14 protein-coding genes and 1 pseudogene are annotated in these 18,248 nt (G+C 71.6%); 12 read left to right on the top strand and 3 right to left on the bottom strand.

What is annotated here, in order from left to right:
• Window positions 1-1,500, top strand: a complete 1,500-nt coding sequence (gatB, locus tag ABZV93_RS14140) for an Asp-tRNA(Asn)/Glu-tRNA(Gln) amidotransferase subunit GatB (RefSeq protein ID WP_354934891.1) — start codon at window positions 1-3, stop codon at window positions 1,498-1,500.
• Between the two features lie 91 nt (window positions 1,501-1,591).
• On the opposite strand, the gene ABZV93_RS14145 is transcribed toward gatB, so the two are convergent.
• Together ABZV93_RS14145 and ABZV93_RS14150 are read right to left on the bottom strand one after the other, a co-directional pair.
• Complete coding sequence (locus ABZV93_RS14145; RefSeq protein WP_354934894.1) at window positions 1,592-2,887, bottom strand: PQQ-dependent sugar dehydrogenase; 1,296 nt, start codon at window positions 2,885-2,887, stop codon at window positions 1,592-1,594.
• Window positions 2,884-4,053, bottom strand: a complete 1,170-nt coding sequence (locus tag ABZV93_RS14150) for a PQQ-dependent sugar dehydrogenase (protein WP_354934896.1) — start codon at window positions 4,051-4,053, stop codon at window positions 2,884-2,886. The genes ABZV93_RS14145 and ABZV93_RS14150 overlap by 4 nt, the downstream gene beginning before the upstream one ends.
• Window positions 4,054-4,163: 110 nt before the next feature.
• Between ABZV93_RS14150 and ABZV93_RS14155 the strand changes: the two genes are divergently transcribed.
• The 9 genes and pseudogenes from ABZV93_RS14155 (at window position 4,164) to serA (ending at window position 16,060) form a co-directional block, all read left to right on the top strand.
• Entirely contained in the window at window positions 4,164-5,345 is a 1,182-nt protein-coding gene (locus ABZV93_RS14155; RefSeq protein WP_354934898.1) for a patatin-like phospholipase family protein, read from the top strand.
• Complete coding sequence (locus tag ABZV93_RS14160; protein ID WP_354934901.1) at window positions 5,345-6,310, top strand: 2-hydroxyacid dehydrogenase; 966 nt, start codon at window positions 5,345-5,347, stop codon at window positions 6,308-6,310. Before ABZV93_RS14155 ends, ABZV93_RS14160 begins: the two co-directional genes overlap by 1 nt.
• Window positions 6,311-6,560: 250 nt before the next feature.
• Window positions 6,561-7,811: a glycosyltransferase 87 family protein gene (locus ABZV93_RS14165; protein ID WP_354934904.1), complete on the top strand. Its 1,251-nt coding sequence runs from the start codon at window positions 6,561-6,563 to the stop codon at window positions 7,809-7,811.
• 142 nt (window positions 7,812-7,953) lie between these two features.
• Window positions 7,954-9,630 carry a dihydroxy-acid dehydratase gene (gene ilvD / locus ABZV93_RS14170; protein ID WP_354934907.1) on the top strand — a complete coding sequence of 559 codons (1,677 nt, stop codon included), beginning with the start codon at window positions 7,954-7,956 and terminating at the stop codon, window positions 9,628-9,630.
• A gap of 35 nt (window positions 9,631-9,665) precedes the next feature.
• Window positions 9,666-10,265 (top strand): pyridoxamine 5'-phosphate oxidase family protein, encoded by a 600-nt coding sequence (locus ABZV93_RS14175; protein ID WP_354934910.1) that lies wholly within the window; start codon window positions 9,666-9,668, stop codon window positions 10,263-10,265.
• A 299-nt stretch (window positions 10,266-10,564) separates the two neighbouring features.
• Window positions 10,565-12,325, top strand: a pseudogene (locus tag ABZV93_RS14180) (acetolactate synthase large subunit); the annotation flags it as partial.
• Between the two features lie 86 nt (window positions 12,326-12,411).
• The gene (ilvN, locus tag ABZV93_RS14185) at window positions 12,412-12,948 is read left to right on the top strand and encodes an acetolactate synthase small subunit (RefSeq protein WP_092656242.1); all 537 of its coding nucleotides are present in this window, start codon (window positions 12,412-12,414) and stop codon (window positions 12,946-12,948) included.
• A 113-nt stretch (window positions 12,949-13,061) separates the two neighbouring features.
• Window positions 13,062-14,093, top strand: coding sequence for a ketol-acid reductoisomerase (gene ilvC / locus ABZV93_RS14190; RefSeq protein ID WP_354934914.1), 1,032 nt, complete (start codon window positions 13,062-13,064; stop codon window positions 14,091-14,093).
• Window positions 14,094-14,398: 305 nt separating this feature from the next.
• Entirely contained in the window at window positions 14,399-16,060 is a 1,662-nt protein-coding gene (serA, locus tag ABZV93_RS14195; protein WP_354934916.1) for a phosphoglycerate dehydrogenase, read from the top strand.
• Window positions 16,061-16,217: 157 nt separating this feature from the next.
• On the opposite strand, the gene ABZV93_RS14200 is transcribed toward serA, so the two are convergent.
• A complete protein-coding gene (locus ABZV93_RS14200; RefSeq protein ID WP_354934918.1) occupies window positions 16,218-16,784 on the bottom strand; it encodes a cytidine deaminase in 567 nt (188 codons plus the stop codon).
• Window positions 16,785-16,931: 147 nt separating this feature from the next.
• Between ABZV93_RS14200 and ABZV93_RS14205 the strand changes: the two genes are divergently transcribed.
• Entirely contained in the window at window positions 16,932-17,087 is a 156-nt protein-coding gene (locus ABZV93_RS14205) for a hypothetical protein (protein WP_354934921.1), read from the top strand.
• A gap of 100 nt (window positions 17,088-17,187) precedes the next feature.
• On the top strand, window positions 17,188-18,243 hold the full coding sequence (locus ABZV93_RS14210; protein ID WP_354934924.1) for a 3-isopropylmalate dehydrogenase: 1,056 nt from the start codon (window positions 17,188-17,190) through the stop codon (window positions 18,241-18,243).
• Window positions 18,244-18,248 lie beyond the last annotated feature (5 nt).

Below are 18,248 nucleotides of genomic sequence, written 5' to 3' on the forward strand. Positions count from 1 at the left end.
ATGACCGTCACCACCGACCTGATGTCCTACGACGAGGCGCTGGAGCTCTTCGACCCGGTGATGGGTCTGGAGGTGCACGTCGAGCTCAACACCGCCACCAAGATGTTCTGCGGGTGCCCGACGGAGTTCGGCGCGCCCCCCAACACCCAGGTGTGCCCGGTCTGCCTCGGCCTGCCGGGTGCACTGCCGGTGGTGAACGGCCGCGCGGTCGAGTCCGCGATACGGATCGGGCTGGCCCTCGGGTGCGACATCGCGCCGTGGGGCCGGTTCGCGCGGAAGAACTACTTCTACCCGGACATGCCGAAGGACTTCCAGATCAGCCAGTACGACGAACCGATCGCGGTCAACGGTGCTGTCGACGTCGAGGTCGAGGGCCGGACGTTCCGGGTGGAGATCGAGCGCGCCCACATGGAGGAGGACACCGGCAAGTCCTCCCACGTCGGGGTCAGCGGCCGCATCCACGGCGCCGACTACTCCATCGTCGACTACAACCGCGCCGGCATCCCGCTGATCGAGATCGTCACCAAGCCGATCGAGGGCGCGGGCCGGCTGGCGCCACAGGTGGCCCGGGCCTACGTCTCGCAGCTGCGCGACCTGCTCCGCGCGCTCGGCGTGTCCGACGTGCGGATGGAGCAGGGTTCGCTCCGCTGCGACGCGAACGTCTCCCTGCGCCGGCAGGGCGAGACGGCGTACGGCCTGCGGACCGAGACCAAGAACGTCAACTCGCTGCGGTCGGTCGAACGCGCCCTGACGTACGAGATCTGCCGGCAGGCCGCGGTTCTCGCCGGCGGTGGGAAGGTCACCCAGGAGACCCGGCACTGGCACGAGGACACCGGCGTCACCACGTCCGGCCGGTCGAAGGAGGAGGCGGAGGACTACCGCTACTTCCCCGAGCCGGACCTGGTGCCGATCGCCCCGTCGAAGGAGTGGGTCGAGGAGCTGCGCGGGTCACTGCCGGAGCCGCCGAGCCGGCACCGGCGCCGGCTGTTCGAGGCGTGGGGCTTCACCGAGATGGAGTTCCGCGACATCCTCGGCGCGGGTGCGCTGCACCTGGTCGAGGCGACGGTGGACGCCGGTACCACTCCGGCGGCGGCCCGCAAGTGGTGGCTGGGCGAGCTGGCCCGCCGGGCGAGGGAGACCGAGGTCGAGCTGGAGGCGCTGCCGATCACGCCCGCGCAGGTCGCCGGAGTGCAGGCCCTGGTCGACGCCGGCACTGTCAACGACAAGTTGGCACGGGAGGTCATCGACGGCGTGCTCGCCGGTGAGGGCACCCCGGAGGAGGTCGTCGACAAGCGTGGGCTCGCGGTCGTCAGCGACGACTCCGCACTCGGGGCGGCGGTCGACCGGGCGATCGAGGCCAACCCCGGCGTCGCTGAGAAGATCCGCGGCGGGAAGGTGGCCGCGGCCGGGGCGCTGATCGGCGCGGTGATGAAGGAGATGCGCGGTCAGGCCGACGCGGGCCGCGTCCGCGAACTGATCCTGCAGCGCCTGGGGCAGTGACCGAATCGACGCGGCGCCCTCGGTCGGTGACCGAGGGCGCCGCGTCCCGGAAGGGTCACGTGTCCGCAGGCAAGATGCGGTTGACGCGGGGCTACCTCGTCAACGTCACCCGCAGGATCCGGTCGTCGCCGGGCCGTGGGGAGACCCGGCCGTCGGTGTTGTTCGTGAGCAGCCACAGCGATCCGTCCGGTGCCCGGGCGACGTGCCGCAGCCGTCCGTACGTACCGACGAAGAACGCCTTCGACGCGCCCGTCACGCGACCGCCGGCGACCGGGACCCGCCACAGGCGTTCGCCGCGCAGCGAGGCCAGCCACATCGAGCCGTCGGCGTAGGCGAGCCCGGAGGGCGAGGCGTCGTCGGTGGGCCACTGCGCCAGCGGGTCGACGTACCCGCGCTTCGCGCCGCCGCGCCCTTCCAGCACGGGCCAGCCGTAGTTGCCGCCGGCCCGGATGCGGTTGAGCTCGTCGGCCGCCTTGTCACCGAACTCGCTGGCCCACAACCGGCCCTGCGGATCGAAGACCAGACCCTCCACGTTGCGGTGGCCGTAGGTCCAGACCGCGGTGCCGAACGGGTTGCCCGGCGCGGGCTTCCCGCTCGCGGTGATCCGCAGGATCTTGCCGCCGAGCGAGGAGCGGTTCTGGGCCCGGGCACGCTGTTCGCCGTCGCCGGTGGGTACGTAGAGGTAGCCGTCGGGCCCGAACCGCAGCCGCCCGCCGTTGTGGTGCTGCGGCCCGCGCGGTATTCCGGTGAAGACCGCCTCCGGCGCACCGAGCCCGGAGCCGTCGTAGGTCATGCGGACGACCCGGTTGTCTGTACGGGTGGTGATGTACGCGTACAGCAGGTGGTCGCGGGAGAAGTGCGGTGACAGCGCCAGGCCGAGCAGCCCGCCCTCGCCCTCGTGCACCACGCCGGGCACCCGGCCGACGGAGCCGACCTTGCCGCCCGGCGTCACCCGGTCGACACGCGCGGTGTCGCGTTCGGACAGCAGTGCGGACCCGTCGGGCAGGAACGCGAGGTCCCACGGTGTGGTGAGCCCCTTCGCGATGGTGCCGGCGACGACCGGCCGGGCGGGACCGGCCGGCCGCCCGGGCGGCGCCTTCCGGGAGGCCTTCGGCCGCGGCGGGGCGGCTCGCCGGGCGGGGGACGCCGAGGTGGCCCGGGCGGACGGCTTCGGCGAGGCGGTGGTGGCCGACGGCGTGGGGGTGGCCGTACTCGGCGTCGGGGTCGGCCGGGCGCTCTTCGCCGGCGTGGCCCGCCGGTCCGGTCCGCCGGAGTCGTCGGCGCCGGATCCGCCTGAGCCGGTGAGCCCACAGGCGGTGGCCGTGCACAGCGCGACGATCAGCACAACGGCGCGAAGGGCCGGGCGGGGGATTCGGGATCTGGTCATGGAAGCCTCAGTCGAAGGACCCGGTCGTCGCCGGGTTCGGGTGCTCCCCGTCCGTCGGTGTTGCTGGTGCTCAGCCACAGGCTGCCGTCCGGCGCGACCGCGATGGTACGCAGCCGGCCGTAGGTGCCGGTGAGGTACGCCTGCGGCTCGCCGGTCCGGTGGCCGTCCCGTACCGGGATGCGCCAGAGCCGGTGCCCGCGCAGCCCGGCCATCCACAGTGCGCCGTCGGCGTAGGCGAGCCCGGACGGCGAGGCCTCGCTGGTCGGCCACTGCGCCACCGGGTCCAGCGACCTGCGGTCCTGGGAGACCCCCTCCGCCTGCGGCCAGCCGTAGTTGCCGCCCCTGCGGATGAGGTTGAGCTCGTCCCAGGTGTCCTGGCCGAACTCGCTGGCCCACAGCCGGCCGCCGGGGTCGAACGCGAGCCCCTGGACGTTGCGGTGCCCGTAGCTCCACACCGGCGAGTCCCCGAACGGGTTGCCGGGCGCCGGCTTGCCGTCCGGGGTCAGCCGGAGGATCTTGCCGCCCAGGGAGCGGCGGTTCTGCGCGTTGTCGGTGTCGCTGGCGTCGCCGGTCCCGGCGTACAGCATGCCGTCCGGTCCGAACACCAGCCGCCCGCCGTTGTGCACGCCGGCCGACGGGATGCCGCTCACGAGCACCTCCGGGGTGCCGAGCCGTCTGCCGACGTAGCGCATCCGCACGATCCGGTTGTCCCTCGCGGTGGTGAGGTACGCATAGACGTACGGCTCCTTGTCGAACGTCGGGCCCACCGCGAGCCCGAGCAGGCCGCCCTCACCGCCGGACTGCACCCCGGGCACCCGGCCGACCTCGCCGGGCCGCCCGCCCTGGTCCCTGCCGGCGGCGCCCGGGAGGATCCGGCGTACCCGGCCGGTGTCGCGTTCGGCGACCAGCGCGCTGCGGTCGGGCAGGAACGCGATCCCCCACGGCGCGGCCAGCCCGGTGGCGACGGTGCCCGCGACCCGTGGCCGGTGTGCAGCGTCGCCGGTCGAGCCCGTGCCGGTGGGCGACGGACGGGTGTCCTCCCCGCTCCGGGACGCGGGCGAACACCCGACCGCACCGGCGACCAGTGCGGCGGTGACGGACCCGATCGCCGCCCTGCGGACAGCGCTGGTGACCGGCCGGGCGAGCAGTAGCCTGACGCGACGCATGGGCCCAGTCTGCACGGCGACCGGCGAGGGTGGCCCACAGCGCCAATGGGCAGTGTCGCGCTCGGACACGAACCAGTCGCTCACCGTCGCGGATCGGACTATTTTCAGGTATGAGCACCACGCGAGAGAGCCCGGGCGCGGAAGGTCGCGCCGGGCGGACGGAGAAGCGGGCGGCCAAGCGGCCCGAGAAGCGGCCCGGGCGGGCGGACAAGCGGACGGACGAGGCCGCCGGAACCCGTCCGGCGGACCTCGTTCTGGAAGGCGGCGGCGTCAAGGGGATCGGGCTGGTCGGCGCGGTCGGTACGTTCGCCAAGAGCGGGTACGGCTTCCGGCGGATCGCCGGAACGTCGGCCGGCGCCCTCGTCGGCGCGGTCGTCGCCGGTCTTCAGGTGGCCGGTGAGCCGCTGGACCGGCTGGAGGAGATCGCCCGCACCCTCGACTACCGCAGGTTCCGCGACCGCGGCCGCGTCGGCAACGTCGTCGGGGAAGTCGCCGACCGGGTGGGCCTCGGGCTCCTGGTCGACGGGATGTCGCTGGCGGCGGAGTCCGGCATGTTCGAGGGGAAGTACCTCCACGACTGGATGGCCGGCGTCCTGAAGGACCTCGGCGTCACGAGGTTCGGTGACCTGCGGCTGCCGCCCGACCCCGGCAGCGACCTGCCGGACGGTCACCGCTACCGGCTGGTCGTGTTGGCCACGGACGTCTCCCGGCAGCGGACGGCCCGGCTGCCGTGGGACTACCCGGAGTACGGCCTGGACCCCGACGACCAGCCGGTCGCCGACGCCGTGCGGGCCTCGGCGTCCATTCCGTACTTCTTCGAGCCCTACACGCTGCGGGCCGGCCGGGCGCACGCTGCCAGGGCGGCCGTCGCGGGCAGAGGTGCCGGCGCGGGCGACGCCACGCTGGTCGACGGCGGCCTGCTGTGGAACTTCCCGATCACCATCTTCGACCGCACCGACGGCACACCGCCCCGGTGGCCGACATTCGGCGTCCGTCTTTCCAGTCGACCCGGACCTGTGGCACGCTCCCACCCGGTACGCGGGCCGGTCGCGCTGACCGCCGCGCTGGTCGAGACGTTACTGCAGGCGCACAACCTCGAGCTCGCCCAGCAGCCGTGCAGCCTGGTCCGGACGACGTTCGTGGACTCCTCGGCGGTGTCCGCGATCGACTTCGACGTCACCTCCGAGCAGCAGGACGCGCTGCTGGCCGAGGGGGCGCAGTCGGCCCGGGAGTTCCTGCGCACGTGGGACTTCGACCAGTACGTCACGAAGTGCCGAGGAGGACCTCAGTAGTGGGAGCAGCACAGAGCGAGACGGACGAGACGAGCGGCGCGGACGGGGCCCGCACCGGTCGGCGGGTGTGGCTGCCGGAGCCGCCGGAGGTGTACGACGACCTGCCCGCCGGCCTGGCGATCGACGTGTACGACGGGCTGGGGGAGCCGCCGGCCACGATCGGCGACGTGGCGTTCTACGTACCCCCGTACATGGGAGCGCAGCACACCGTCGAGGTCATTGCCGACATGCCCGGGCTGGAGGTCGTGCAGACCCTCACCGCCGGTGTGGAGAACGTCCGCCCGTTCGTCGGGCCCGGCGTCACGTTGTGCAACGCCCGCGGCGTGCACGACGCCAGCACCGCCGAACTGGGCGTCGGCCTGATCATCGCCTCGCTGCGTGGCTTCCCCGACTTCGTCCGCGCCCAGGACGAGCACCGCTGGGCTGCCGGCCGGCGGACGTCCCTGGCCGACCGGCGAGTGCTTCTCGTGGGGTACGGCGCGATCGGCCGGGCGCTCGAGCGCCGGCTGGAGCCGTTCGAGTGCGAGATCGTCAGGGTCAGCCGTACGCCGGCAGACGGCGTGGCCGGCATGGACCGGCTGCCCGAGCTCCTGCCCACCGCCGACGTGGTGGTGCTGCTGGTCCCGCTGACCGAACAGACCCACGGCCTGGTGGACGCGAAGTTCCTGTCCCAGCTCGCCGACGGCGCCCTCGTGGTCAACCTCGCCCGCGGGCCGGTGGTCGACACCGACGCCCTGCTGGTCGAGCTGACCGCCCGGCGGCTGCGGGCGGCGCTGGACGTCACCGATCCCGAGCCGCTGCCGGCCGGCCATCCGCTGTGGGACGCGCCGGGGCTGCTGCTCAGTCCGCACGTGGGCGGCAACACCTCCGCGTTCGTCCCCCGCGGGCGGCGGCTGGTGAGCGCGCAGCTTCGCCGGTACGCGGCCGGGGAGCCGCTGGTCAACATCGTCGCCGGGGCGTACTGACGGAAAAGATCGGGACCGGCCCGGGATTCCGCCACCGAGCCGGACCGGGTATGAAGGTGCCCCGGAACCAGCGGACAGGAGCGACGTGCCGACCAGCACGAACAGTACGGGCAGTAGCGGCGAGCCGACCGAGACGGACCGGCCCACCGAGACGGCCCGGCCCAGCGAGACGGACCGGCCCAGCGAGACGGCCCGGCCCAGCGAGACGGCCCGGACGCCCAGGACGGCCCGGCCTGCCAGGGCGCCCCGGGTGAGCGGGACGTCCGTGGCCGGGGTGGCCGCACGCATCGCGCTGCCGATCGTCGCGCTGCTCGCGATCCTGCCGTTCGCCCAGTCCTACGGCGAGTTCTGGCCCTGGCAGCCCAACACCGTCGACCTGGACGTGTACGTCTACACCGGCCACGTCCTTCTCGGCGGCGGGGACATCCTCACCGCCCGGACGCCGGATACCGCGCTCGCGTTCATCTACCCGCCGGTGGCGGCGCTGCTCAGCGTCCCGCTGGTGTTCGTACCCCAGACTCTGTTGCAGGTGCTCTGGACGGTCCTGAACGGCCTCGCGCTGCTGTTCGTCCTGCACCGGGCGGGCCTGCGCGGCTGGCCGCTGTCGCTGCTGGCCACCGTCTGCGCGCTGGTGGTCGAGCCGGTGCGCGCCACGGTCAGCTTCGGCCAGATCAACGTGTTCCTGATGGCGCTGGTGGTCGCCGACCTGGTGCCCGGGCGCCGATGGCTGCCACGGTTCGGCCGGCGTTCGCCCGTCGGTGACGACCCCGGCGGCCGGCTGCTGCCCACCGGCGTGCTCACCGGCATCTCGGCGGCGATCAAGGTGACGCCCGCGTTGTTCGTGGTGATGCTGCTGTTCGCCAGGCGGTGGCGGGAGGCTCGCACCGCCGTCCTCACCGCCGCCGCGATCACGGTCGCCACCGCCGTGGTGATGCCCCGGGAGACCATCGGCTTCGCGAAACTGCTGCTGTCCGGTGACACCCGCACCGGCCCCGCGCACTTCCTGATGAACCAGTCGATGCTGGCCGTGGTCGTCCGGCTGTTCGGCCTCGGCGGCTGGCAGCACTACGCCGGGCTCGCACTCGGCGCCGCGGCGGGCGTCGCCGGTGCGTACGTCGCGTCGGTGTGGTGGCGGCGCGGCGAGCCGATGCTGGCGGTCTCGCTGTGCGGCCTGGCGACGCTGCTCGCCTCCCCGCTGTCGTGGACGCACCACTTCGTCTGGGTGGTGCCGCTCGGCGCGACGGTGCTGGTCGGTTCGCACCTGCCGCGGTCGCTGCGCTGGACCGGTGCGGTGTTCGTGGTGTGGGTGGCGGCCGCGATCTTCAAGTACGTCCTGCCGTGGGGCAGCGACGTCGAACTCTCCTACGCGCCCTGGCAACAGGCGCTCAGCGTGGTCGGCCCGGTGCTCGGGCTGGCCCTGCTCGCGGTGGCGTACGCGACCGGCCGGCAGGTCACCCCCGAGCCCGACCGTCGGCCCCTCGCGGACGCCGCCGTAAAGTGAGCGTGCGGTGACCCCGCCCGACACCTCGGCCCGGGTGCACGTTCCCGCGATTTGCTGCGCATCCGCAGCCGACCGCTCGGCGTACCGGCGCCACCCCCAGCAAGCATCACCACCGCCACGGTGAACGAGGAGCCCAACGCACATGAGTAGCGACATCAAGCCGCGCAGCCGGGAGGTCACCGACGGGCTGGAGCGCGCCGCGGCCCGCGGCATGCTCCGCGCGGTCGGGATGGGTGACGAGGACTGGGAGAAGCCCCAGATCGGCGTCGCCTCGTCGTGGAACGAGATCACCCCCTGCAACCTCTCCCTCGACCGGCTGGCCAAGGCCGCCAAGGACGGAGTGCACGCCGCCGGCGGCTACCCGCTGGAGTTCGGCACCATCTCGGTGTCCGACGGCATCTCGATGGGCCACGTCGGCATGCACTTCTCCCTGGTGTCCCGGGAGATCATCGCCGACTCGGTGGAGACGGTCATGGAGGCCGAACGCCTGGACGGCTCGGTGCTGCTGGCCGGCTGCGACAAGAGCCTGCCCGGCATGCTGATGGCCGCCGCCCGGCTCGACCTCGCCTCGGTGTTCGTCTACGCCGGCTCGATCCTGCCCGGCAAGGTCGACGGCCGCGACGTCACCATCATCGACGCGTTCGAGGCGGTCGGCGCCTGTGCCCGAGGGCTGATCACGCGCGAGGAGGTCGACCGGATCGAGAAGGCGATCTGCCCCGGCGAGGGCGCGTGCGGCGGCATGTACACCGCCAACACGATGGCCAGCGCGGCCGAGGCGCTCGGCATGGCGCTGCCCGGGTCGGCGGCCCCGCCGGCGGTCGACCGGCGCCGCGACGGTATCGCCCGGCGTTCCGGCGAGGCCGTGGTGGAGATGCTGCGCCAGGGCATCACCGCCCGGCAGATCCTCAGCAAGGAGGCGTTCGAGAACGCCATCGCCGTGGTGATGGCGCTCGGCGGTTCCACCAACGCCGTCCTGCACCTGCTCGCCATCGCCCGCGAGGCCGAGGTCGACCTCACCCTCGACGACTTCAACCGGATCGGCGACAAGGTGCCGCACCTCGGCGACCTCAAGCCGTTCGGCCGGTACGTCATGAGCGACGTCGACCGGGTGGGCGGCATCCCGGTGGTGATGCGGGCACTGCTCGACGCGGGCCTGCTGCACGGTGACCCGATGACGGTGACCGGGAAGACCGTGGCGGAGAACCTCGACGACATCGACCCGCCGGACCTGGACGGCACCATCATCCGGGCGATCAAGGACCCGATCCACCGCACCGGCGGCCTGACGATCCTGCGCGGCTCGCTGGCCGAGGACGGTGCCGTGGTCAAGAGTGCGGGTCTGGAGGCGGCGGTGTTCGAGGGCCCCGCGCGGGTCTTCGAGCGCGAGCGCGGCGCGCTGGACGCGCTCGAGGACGGCACCATCCAGGGTGGCGACGTGGTGGTCATCCGGTACGAAGGACCCAAGGGCGGGCCGGGGATGCGGGAGATGCTGGCCATCACCGGCGCGATCAAGGGCGCGGGCCTGGGTAAGGACGTCCTGCTCCTCACCGACGGCCGGTTCTCCGGCGGGACGACCGGCCTGTGCGTCGGCCACGTCGCGCCCGAGGCGGTCGACGGCGGGCCGATCGCGCTGATCCGCGACGGCGACGTGGTCCGGCTGGACATGACCAACCGGACGCTCGACCTGCTGGTCGACGCCGACGAGCTCGAACGCCGCCGCGCCGACTGGACGCCGCTGCCGCCCACGTTCACCCGCGGTGTGCTCGGCAAGTACGCCCGGCTGGTCACCTCCGCGGCGCACGGCGCCGTGTGCGGCTGACCGCTCGATCTCGACCGAGCTCTCTGGGAGCGCTGATGGGCAAGGTGCACGAACGCATCGACGGGCGGCTGCGGCAGTTCGTCGAGGCGCAGCGGGTGTTCTTCGTCGCCACGGCACCGAGCGGCTCCGACGGGCACGTGAACGTCTCGCCGAAGGGCATCGGCGGGACGTTCGCGGTGCTCGACGACCACACCGTCGCCTACCTCGACATCACCGCGAGCGGGGCGGAGACCATCGCGCACCTGCGGCAGAACGGCCGCATCACGCTGATGTTCTGCGCCTTCGAGGGCCCGCCCAACGTCGTCCGGCTGCACGGGCGGGGCCGGGTGGTGTCGATGTACGACGAGGAGTTCGGTGAGCTGGCCGCGCTGTTCACCGAGCGGCGCGGCGCCCGGGCGGTGATCGTCGTCGACGTCACCCGGGTCTCCGACTCCTGCGGCTACGGCGTACCCCTGATGGACCACGTGGGGGAGCGGGACCTGCTGCCCGCGCACATGGACCGCAAGGGCGAGGAGGGGCTGCGCGACTACCGCCGGAAGAAGAACCAGTGCAGCGTCGACGGCCTGCCCGCGTTCGCCGACGACGACATGTGGACGGATCGTCCGAATGGCGAGACGGTCAAGGGTTCGGCTTGACGTGAAGGCGGCCGGTCGGAAACTCTGCATGGGTGCGTCCGCAGATTCTCGTACTCCACTCGCGCGCCGGCTGACCGCTCTCGAAGCCTCCAGCCAGCGCGCTCCCCTCGTTGCCCACACGGGCCGGGGGGTTTTTGTTTCCCAGGGGACGATCATGACGGCGCCGACCACACCCACCAGACCCACCACGATCACGACACCAGCACCACCAGCACCACCAGCACCACCAGCACCACCAGCACCACCAGCACCAGTTCCGGCAGGTCCGGCAGTTCCAGCAGCGGGACAGACGGCACGACAGCGAGAGGACGCTCATGAGTGAGCAGATGACGGGGGCACAGAGCCTGATCAGATCGCTGGAGGAAGCCGGCGTCGACACGGTATTCGGCATTCCCGGCGGGGCGATCCTTCCTGCCTACGACCCGCTCCTGGACTCCCGCAAGATCCGGCACGTGCTGGTCCGCCACGAGCAGGGCGCGGGGCACGCCGCCGAGGGTTATGCCCTGGCCACCGGCAAGGTCGGCGTGTGCATGGCGACCTCCGGGCCCGGCGCCACCAACCTCGTGACCCCGATCGCCGACGCCTACATGGACTCCGTGCCGATGGTCGCGGTAACCGGCCAGGTCGCCGCCAGCGCGATCGGGACCGACGCCTTCCAGGAAGCCGACATCCAGGGCATCACGCTCCCGATCACCAAGCACAACTTCCTGGTCACCGATCCGGCGGAGATCCCGCGCACGATCGCCGAGGCGTTCCACATCGCCTCCACCGGCCGGCCCGGCCCGGTCCTGGTCGACGTGTCCAAGGACGCGATGCAGTCGATGACGACGTTCGAGTGGCCGACGAGCGTCGACCTGCCCGGCTACCGCCCGGTGAGCCGCCCGCACGCCAAGCAGGTCCGCGAGGCGGCCCGGCTGATCAGCGAGGCCCGGCGCCCGGTTCTCTACGTCGGCGGCGGGGTGCTGCGCGCCCACGCCGCGCGCGAGTTGCGGGTGCTGGCGGAGATGACCGGGATCCCGGTGGTCACCACGCTGATGGCCCGCGGCGCGTTCCCCGACAACCACACGCTGCACCTCGGCATGCCCGGCATGCACGGCACCGTCGCGGCGGTCGGCGCCCTGCAGCAGTCCGACCTGCTGATCAGCCTGGGCGCCCGCTTCGACGACCGGGTGACCGGGAAGCTGGACACGTTCGCACCGCGGGCGAAGGTCGTGCACGCCGACATCGACCCGGCCGAGATCTCCAAGAACCGCACCGCCGACGTCCCGATCGTCGGCGACTGCCGGGAGGTCATCGCCGACCTGGTGGTCGCCCTGCAGGCCGAGCACGCCGCAGGCCGCACCGGCGACTACACCGGCTGGTGGCGGCTGCTGGAGGAGTGGCGTTCGCGCTACCCGCTGGGCTACGACCAGCCCGACGACGGTTCGCTGTCGCCGCAGCAGGTGATCGAGCGGATCGGCAAGGTCGCGGGCCCGGAGGCGATCTACGTCCCGGGCGTGGGCCAGCACCAGATGTGGACCGCGCAGTTCATCTCCTACGAAAACCCCGGCACGTTCCTCAGCTCCGGCGGACTCGGCACGATGGGCTACTCCGTGCCCGCCGCGATGGGCGCCAAGGCCGGCCGCCCCGACGCCACCGTCTGGGCGATCGACGGCGACGGCTGCTTCCAGATGACCAACCAGGAGCTGGCCACCTGCGCGCTGGACAACATCCCGATCAAGGTCGCGGTGATCAACAACTCCAGCCTGGGCATGGTGCGCCAGTGGCAGACGCTCTTCTACGAGGGCCGCTACTCCAACACCGACCTGCACTCCAGCCGGATCCCCGACTTCGCCAAGCTGGCCGAGGCGTACGGCTGTGTGGGGCTGCGCTGCGACAAGGCCGAGGACGTCGACGACGTGCTGGCCAAGGCGATGGCGATCAACGACGTCCCGGTGGTGATCGACTTCGTGGTCCACCGCGACGCCATGGTGTGGCCGATGGTGGCGGCCGGCACCAGCAACGACGACATCAAGATCGCGCGCGACCTGGCGCCGGTCTGGGAGAACGACGACCTCTAGACCCCGCAGCGTCGCCGACCCGAAACGACGTCGCGTCCCACAGGTCGTCGTAGCCGGCGCCTCTCGAAAGGACAAGGACGAGGCACATGTCCCGACACACCCTCTCCGTGCTGGTCGAGAACAAACCAAGTGTCCTGGCTCGGATAGCCGGACTCTTCTCCCGGCGCGGGTTCAACATCGACTCCCTCGCGGTCGGCCCGACCGAGCACCCGGAGATCTCCCGGATGACGATCGTGGTCAACGTCGAGGAACTCCCGCTGGAGCAGGTGACCAAGCAGCTCAACAAGCTGGTCAACGTCATCAAGATCGTCGAGCTCGAGCCCTCCACCTCCGTCCAGCGTGAGCTGCTGCTGGTCAAGGTGAAGGCCGACGGCCAGGCCCGGGGCAGCGTGCTGGAGACGGTCCAGTTGTTCCGGGCGAAGGTGGTCGACGTCGGGACCGATACCGTGACGATCGAGGCGACGGGCAGCCCGGACAAGCTCGACGCGATGCTGCGGGTCCTCGAGCCGTACGGCATCCGCGAGCTCGTGCAGTCGGGCATGGTCGCCGTCGGGCGGGGCGGCCGTTCCATCACAGACCGGACGCTTCGTTCCCTGGACCGGGTGGGCGAGCGGAGCGCCTGAGGGCGGGCGCGGACGGGCTCCTGCCGGGAGCCGGCCCGCGTGTTCAGCCGCCGAACACACCGGGGCCGTACCCCTCGTACGACCCACACCATGAATTGCGTAAAGGAGAAGTTGTGGCAGAGCTGTTCTACGACGACGATGCCGATCTCGCGGTCATCCAGGGCCGTACCGTCGCCGTACTCGGATACGGCAGTCAGGGCCACGCCCATGCGCTGTCACTGCGGGACTCTGGTGTCGACGTCCGCGTCGGCCTGCCCGAGGGCTCGAAGAGCCGCGCCAAGGCCGAGGCGGAGGGCCTTCGGGTCCTCACGCCGGCGGAGGCGGTGGAGGAGTCCAACCTGATCGTCATCCTGGCGCCGGACCCGGTGCAGCGGAAGCTGTACACCGACGCGGTCGAGCCCAACCTCGCCGACGGTGACGCGCTGTTCTTCGGCCACGGGTTCAACATCCGGTTCGGCTACATCAAGCCGCCGGCCGGGGTGGACGTGGCGATGGTCGCGCCGAAGGGGCCCGGTCACCTGGTCCGCCGCGAGTACACCGAGGGGCGCGGCGTCCCCGTGCTCGTCGCGGTCGAGCAGGACGCCACCGGTGAGGCCTGGCCGCTCACCCTGGCGTATGCGAAGGCCATCGGCGGCCTGCGCGCCGGCGGCATCAAGACGACCTTCACCGAGGAGACCGAGACCGACCTCTTCGGCGAGCAGGCCGTGCTGTGCGGCGGCGCCTCGGCGCTGATCCAGGCGGGCTTCGAGACGCTCATCGAGGCCGGGTACCAGCCCGAGGTCGCCTACTTCGAGTGCCTGCACGAGCTGAAGCTGATCGTCGACCTGATGTACGAGGGCGGAATCGCCAAGCAGCGTTGGTCGATCTCCGACACCGCCGAGTACGGCGACTACGTGTCCGGCCCGCGGATCATCGACGAGTCGGTGAAGGCCCGGATGCGCGACGTGCTCTCCGACATCAAGGACGGCACGTTCGCACAGCGCTTCATCGACGACCAGGACGCGGGTGGTCCTGAGTTCAGGAAGTTCCGCGAGCAGTCGGAGAAGCACCCGATCGAGAGCGTCGGCCGTGACCTGCGCAAGTTGATGGCCTGGGTCAAGAGCCACGACGACGACTACGTCGAGGGCACCGCCGCCCGCGGCTGATGTTCGTGGTCGCCGGCACGGCGATCGGTACGAGGTGGGAGGACTTGTGGGGCCCAGAGCACCCACAGGTCTTCCCACCTCGTCGTTGTCGCCGGACGACCGGGCGGATTCTTCCGCGGAAGAATCCGCTGAGTTCCGTGCAGACCAGGGACGGGCGAGGGTGAGGGTTCGGCCATCCCCCGGCCGGACCCGGCGCCGTCACTGCGCCGGGCGGCCCGCCTGGCTATCCTGACCGCACATGCCGGGCCCAACGTCGTGCTCGGGGGACCATCCCTCGCCTTGCGACGTGCTGGAGGCCTGCAGCCGTGAATTCCCCCATTTCGGCAGGATCCGCCACCCCTGCGGACGTCCCTGCCACCTCGGCAACATCTCTCACCGCGCGCAGGCCGGTCGTCCTCATCGCGGAGGAACTGTCCGACGCCACCCTGGACGTCCTCGGCGACGACTTCGAGATCCGGCACTGCGACGGCGCCGACCGGTCCGCCCTGCTGCCCGCGCTCGCCGACGTCGACGCGCTCCTCGTCCGCAGCGCCACCAAGGTCGACGCGGAGGCGCTGGCAGCGGCTCGTCGGCTGAAGGTCGTCGCCCGGGCCGGCGTCGGGCTGGACAACGTGGACGTGCGGGCCGCCACCCAGGCCGGCGTCATGGTGGTCAACGCCCCGCAGTCCAACATCATCTCCGCCGCCGAGCACGCGATCGCGCTGTTGCTCGCGGTGGCCCGGCACGTTCCGGCGGCCGACGCGTCGCTGCGCGCGGGGGAGTGGAAGCGGAGCAAGTTCGGCGGAGTCGAGCTGTACGACAAGACCCTCGGCGTGCTCGGCCTGGGCCGGATCGGCGTCCTGGTCGCCCAGCGGCTGGCGGCGTTCGGGATGAAGGTGGTGGCGTACGACCCCTACGTCCAGCCCGGCCGGGCGGCCCAGATGGGCGTCCGGCTGGTCCCGCTGGAGGAGCTCCTCGAGGTCGCCGACGCGATCACCGTCCACCTGCCGAAGACCCCGGAGACGCTCGGGCTGGTCGGTGAGGCCCAGCTGGCCACGATGAAGCCGGGTGCGCTGGTCGTCAACGCCGCCCGCGGCGGCATCATCGACGAGCACGCGTTGTACGTCGCGTTGAAGGAGGGCCGGCTGGGCGGCGCGGGCATCGACGTGTTCACCACCGAGCCGTGCACCGACTCCCCGCTCCTGGAGCTGCCCAACGTGGTGGCGACTCCGCACCTGGGTGCGAGCACCGCGGAGGCGCAGGAGAAGGCCGGCGTCGCGGTGGCCCGTTCGGTGCGGCTGGCGCTGGCCGGTGAGCTCGTACCCGACGCGGTCAACGTGCAGGGCGGAGTGATCGCCGAGGACGTCCGGCCCGGCATCCCGCTGGCGGAGAAGCTCGGCCGCATCTTCACCGCGCTGGCCGGCGAGGTTGCCGTGCAGATCGACGTGGAGGTCCGCGGCGAGATCACCGACCACGACGTCAAGGTGCTCGAACTCGCTGCCCTCAAAGGCATTTTCGCCTCCGTCGTGGAGGAGCAGGTCTCCTACGTCAACGTCCCCTTGCTCGCGGCCGAGCGCGGCCTGGAGGTGCGTTTGCGCACCGACCCCGAGAGCCCCGACTTCCGCAACCTCGTCACCTTGCGGGGCACCCTCGCCGACGGCCGGCAGGTCTCGGTCGGCGGCACCCTGGTCGGCCCGCGGCACATCGAGCGGCTGGTCGAGGTCGAGGGGTTCGACATCGAGATCGAGCTCACCTCGCACATGGCGGTGCTGCGGTACGTCGACCGGCCCGGCGTGGTCGGCATCGTCGGCCGGATCCTCGGTGCGGCGGGGGTCAACATCGCCGGTATGCAGGTGAGCCGGGACCGCCGCGGGGGAGAGGCACTGGCCGCGATGACGGTCGACTCGACCATCCCGCAAGCCGCACTTGACGAGATCGCCCAGGAGATCAGTGCCGAGGGCGTCCGCGCCATCGACCTGGACGACTGACGACGCGCGAGTCGTCCTTCGCGGCACCGAGAGCTACGCGACCAACGCACCGTTCGGACTCCGTTCGGTGCGTTGTTTGCGTTCGTTTGCGTTGTCGCCGAATCCGTTTCACGGCTCCGATCTTCGCGCCGTCTGTGGATATCCCGGGGCCGCGGTGTCAGTTCCTGGTCGCGATCAGCACGCTGGCGTCGACGGCGACCATCACCTCGACGGTGGTGAACCGCGGGTCGGTGAGCCACTGCTGGCGGGTGGCGTCGACCCGTCCCTGGTACATCGGCGGCCAGGTGGCGCAGGGGGTGAAGTCGTCGAGCACGACCAGACCGCCGGGTTCGACGAGCTCGGCGGCCAGGTCGGGCCCGGCCCGCTTGGCCTCGCGTACGTCCAGGAACAGCAGCGTGAACGGTGCCCGCGGCGCGAGCTCCTTCCAGTCGGCCTCCAGGACGTCGACGGCCTCGTCGCCGGCGAACATCTCCCGGACCGCCTCGACCAGGCCGGAGTCGTGCTCGGCGGTGACGAGCCGGGAGCCGGTGCGCATCCCGCTGCGCAGCCAGGCCGAGCCGACGCCGCAGCCGGTACCCGACTCCGCGAGGGTGCCGTTGCGCGAGGCGGCCAGGGAGGCCAGCAGCCAGCCGGTCTCGTTGCGGCAGGAGGACACGAATCCGCGCCGGCGGGAGAGCTCGTGGGCGCGGGCGACCACACCGGGGATCTGGGGCGGAGCACTCATGCGGCCAGAGTTTGGCACAAGGTCCGACCGGATCTCGTAATCCGAGACAACGGGCCGTCTGGCGAGACAACTACTAGGACGCCCTACTAATGTCGGCCAAGTGATTGTGGGTATACGTCCTTTGCTGCCCAGAAAGGAGATTCACCCATGAACGAGGCTCAGCAGTTGGCCTACCGCGCCCTGCAGGAAGCGATGGACCGACGCGACAACGGTGGCCGGAGCGAGCTGGAGTCGGAGTCGCCGGAGTCCGGGTCCTTCGCGGCCGACCGGCGTGGTGCCGAGGAGCGCGTACCCGTCCGGTAGCTCGGTTCGCTCGTGATCCGCTCGTTTCCAGCCCAAGACGATCGTCCGCATCGCAAGACCCGCGTGTCGGGATGTGGACACGGCGAAGTACGGTGAGCCCATGGCGCAGAGCATTCGTCTCGCGGTGATCCCCGGCGACTACATCGGCCCCGAGGTCACCGAGGAGGCGCTGAAGGTCCTGTCGGCGGTCTGCCCGGCGTACGACATCAAGGTCGACCCGACGCACTACGACCTCGGCGCACAGCGCTACCTCGCCACCGGCGAGGTGCTCCCCGACACGGTGCTGGGCGAGCTTCGCGAGCACGACGCGATCCTGCTTGGTGCGGTCGGTGGTCGTCCGGGTGACCCCAACCTGCCGGCGGGCATCCTCGAGCGTGGTCTGCTGCTCAGGTTGCGGTTCGAGCTCGACCACTACGTCAACCTCCGCCCCTCGCGCAGCTTCCCGGGTGTCCCGACCCCGCTCGCCTCTGACGCCGCGATCGACTTCGTGGTCGTCCGCGAGGGCACCGAGGGGCTGTACGTCGGCAACGGCGGCGTGGTCCGCAAGGGCACGCCGCAGGAGCTGGCCACCGAGGTCAGCGTCAACACCGCGTTCGGGGTCGAACGCGTGGTGCGTGACGCGTTCGTCCGGGCGCAGGGCCGGCGGGGCAGGCTGACCCTCGTACACAAGACGAACGTCCTGGTGCACGCCGGCGGCGTCTGGTCGCGGATCGTGGCCGAGGTGGCGCCGGAGTTCCCGGACGTGACCGTCGACTACCTCCACGTGGACGCGGCGACCATCTTCCTGGTGACCGAGCCGGAGCGGTTCGACGTGATCGTCACCGACAACCTGTTCGGCGACATCATCACCGACCTGGCCGCGGCCGTCACCGGTGGAATCGGCCTTGCCGCCAGCGGCAACGTCAACCCCGACCGCACCGCGCCGTCGATGTTCGAGCCGGTGCACGGCTCCGCGCCGTCGATCGCCGGGCAGGGCAAGGCCGACCCGACGGCGGCGATCCTGTCCGCAGCGCTGCTGCTGGACCACGTGGGCGAGCAGGCCGCGGCCCAGCGCGTCGAGGACGCGGTCACCGCCGACATCGCCGCCCGGGTGGACGCACCCGCCCGCACGACCAGCCAGATCGGCGACGACATCGCCGAGCGAGTATCCAACTAGGGCGT

It is taken from the genome of Actinopolymorpha sp. NPDC004070, from assembly GCF_040610475.1.
Classification (GTDB): domain Bacteria; phylum Actinomycetota; class Actinomycetes; order Propionibacteriales; family Actinopolymorphaceae; genus Actinopolymorpha.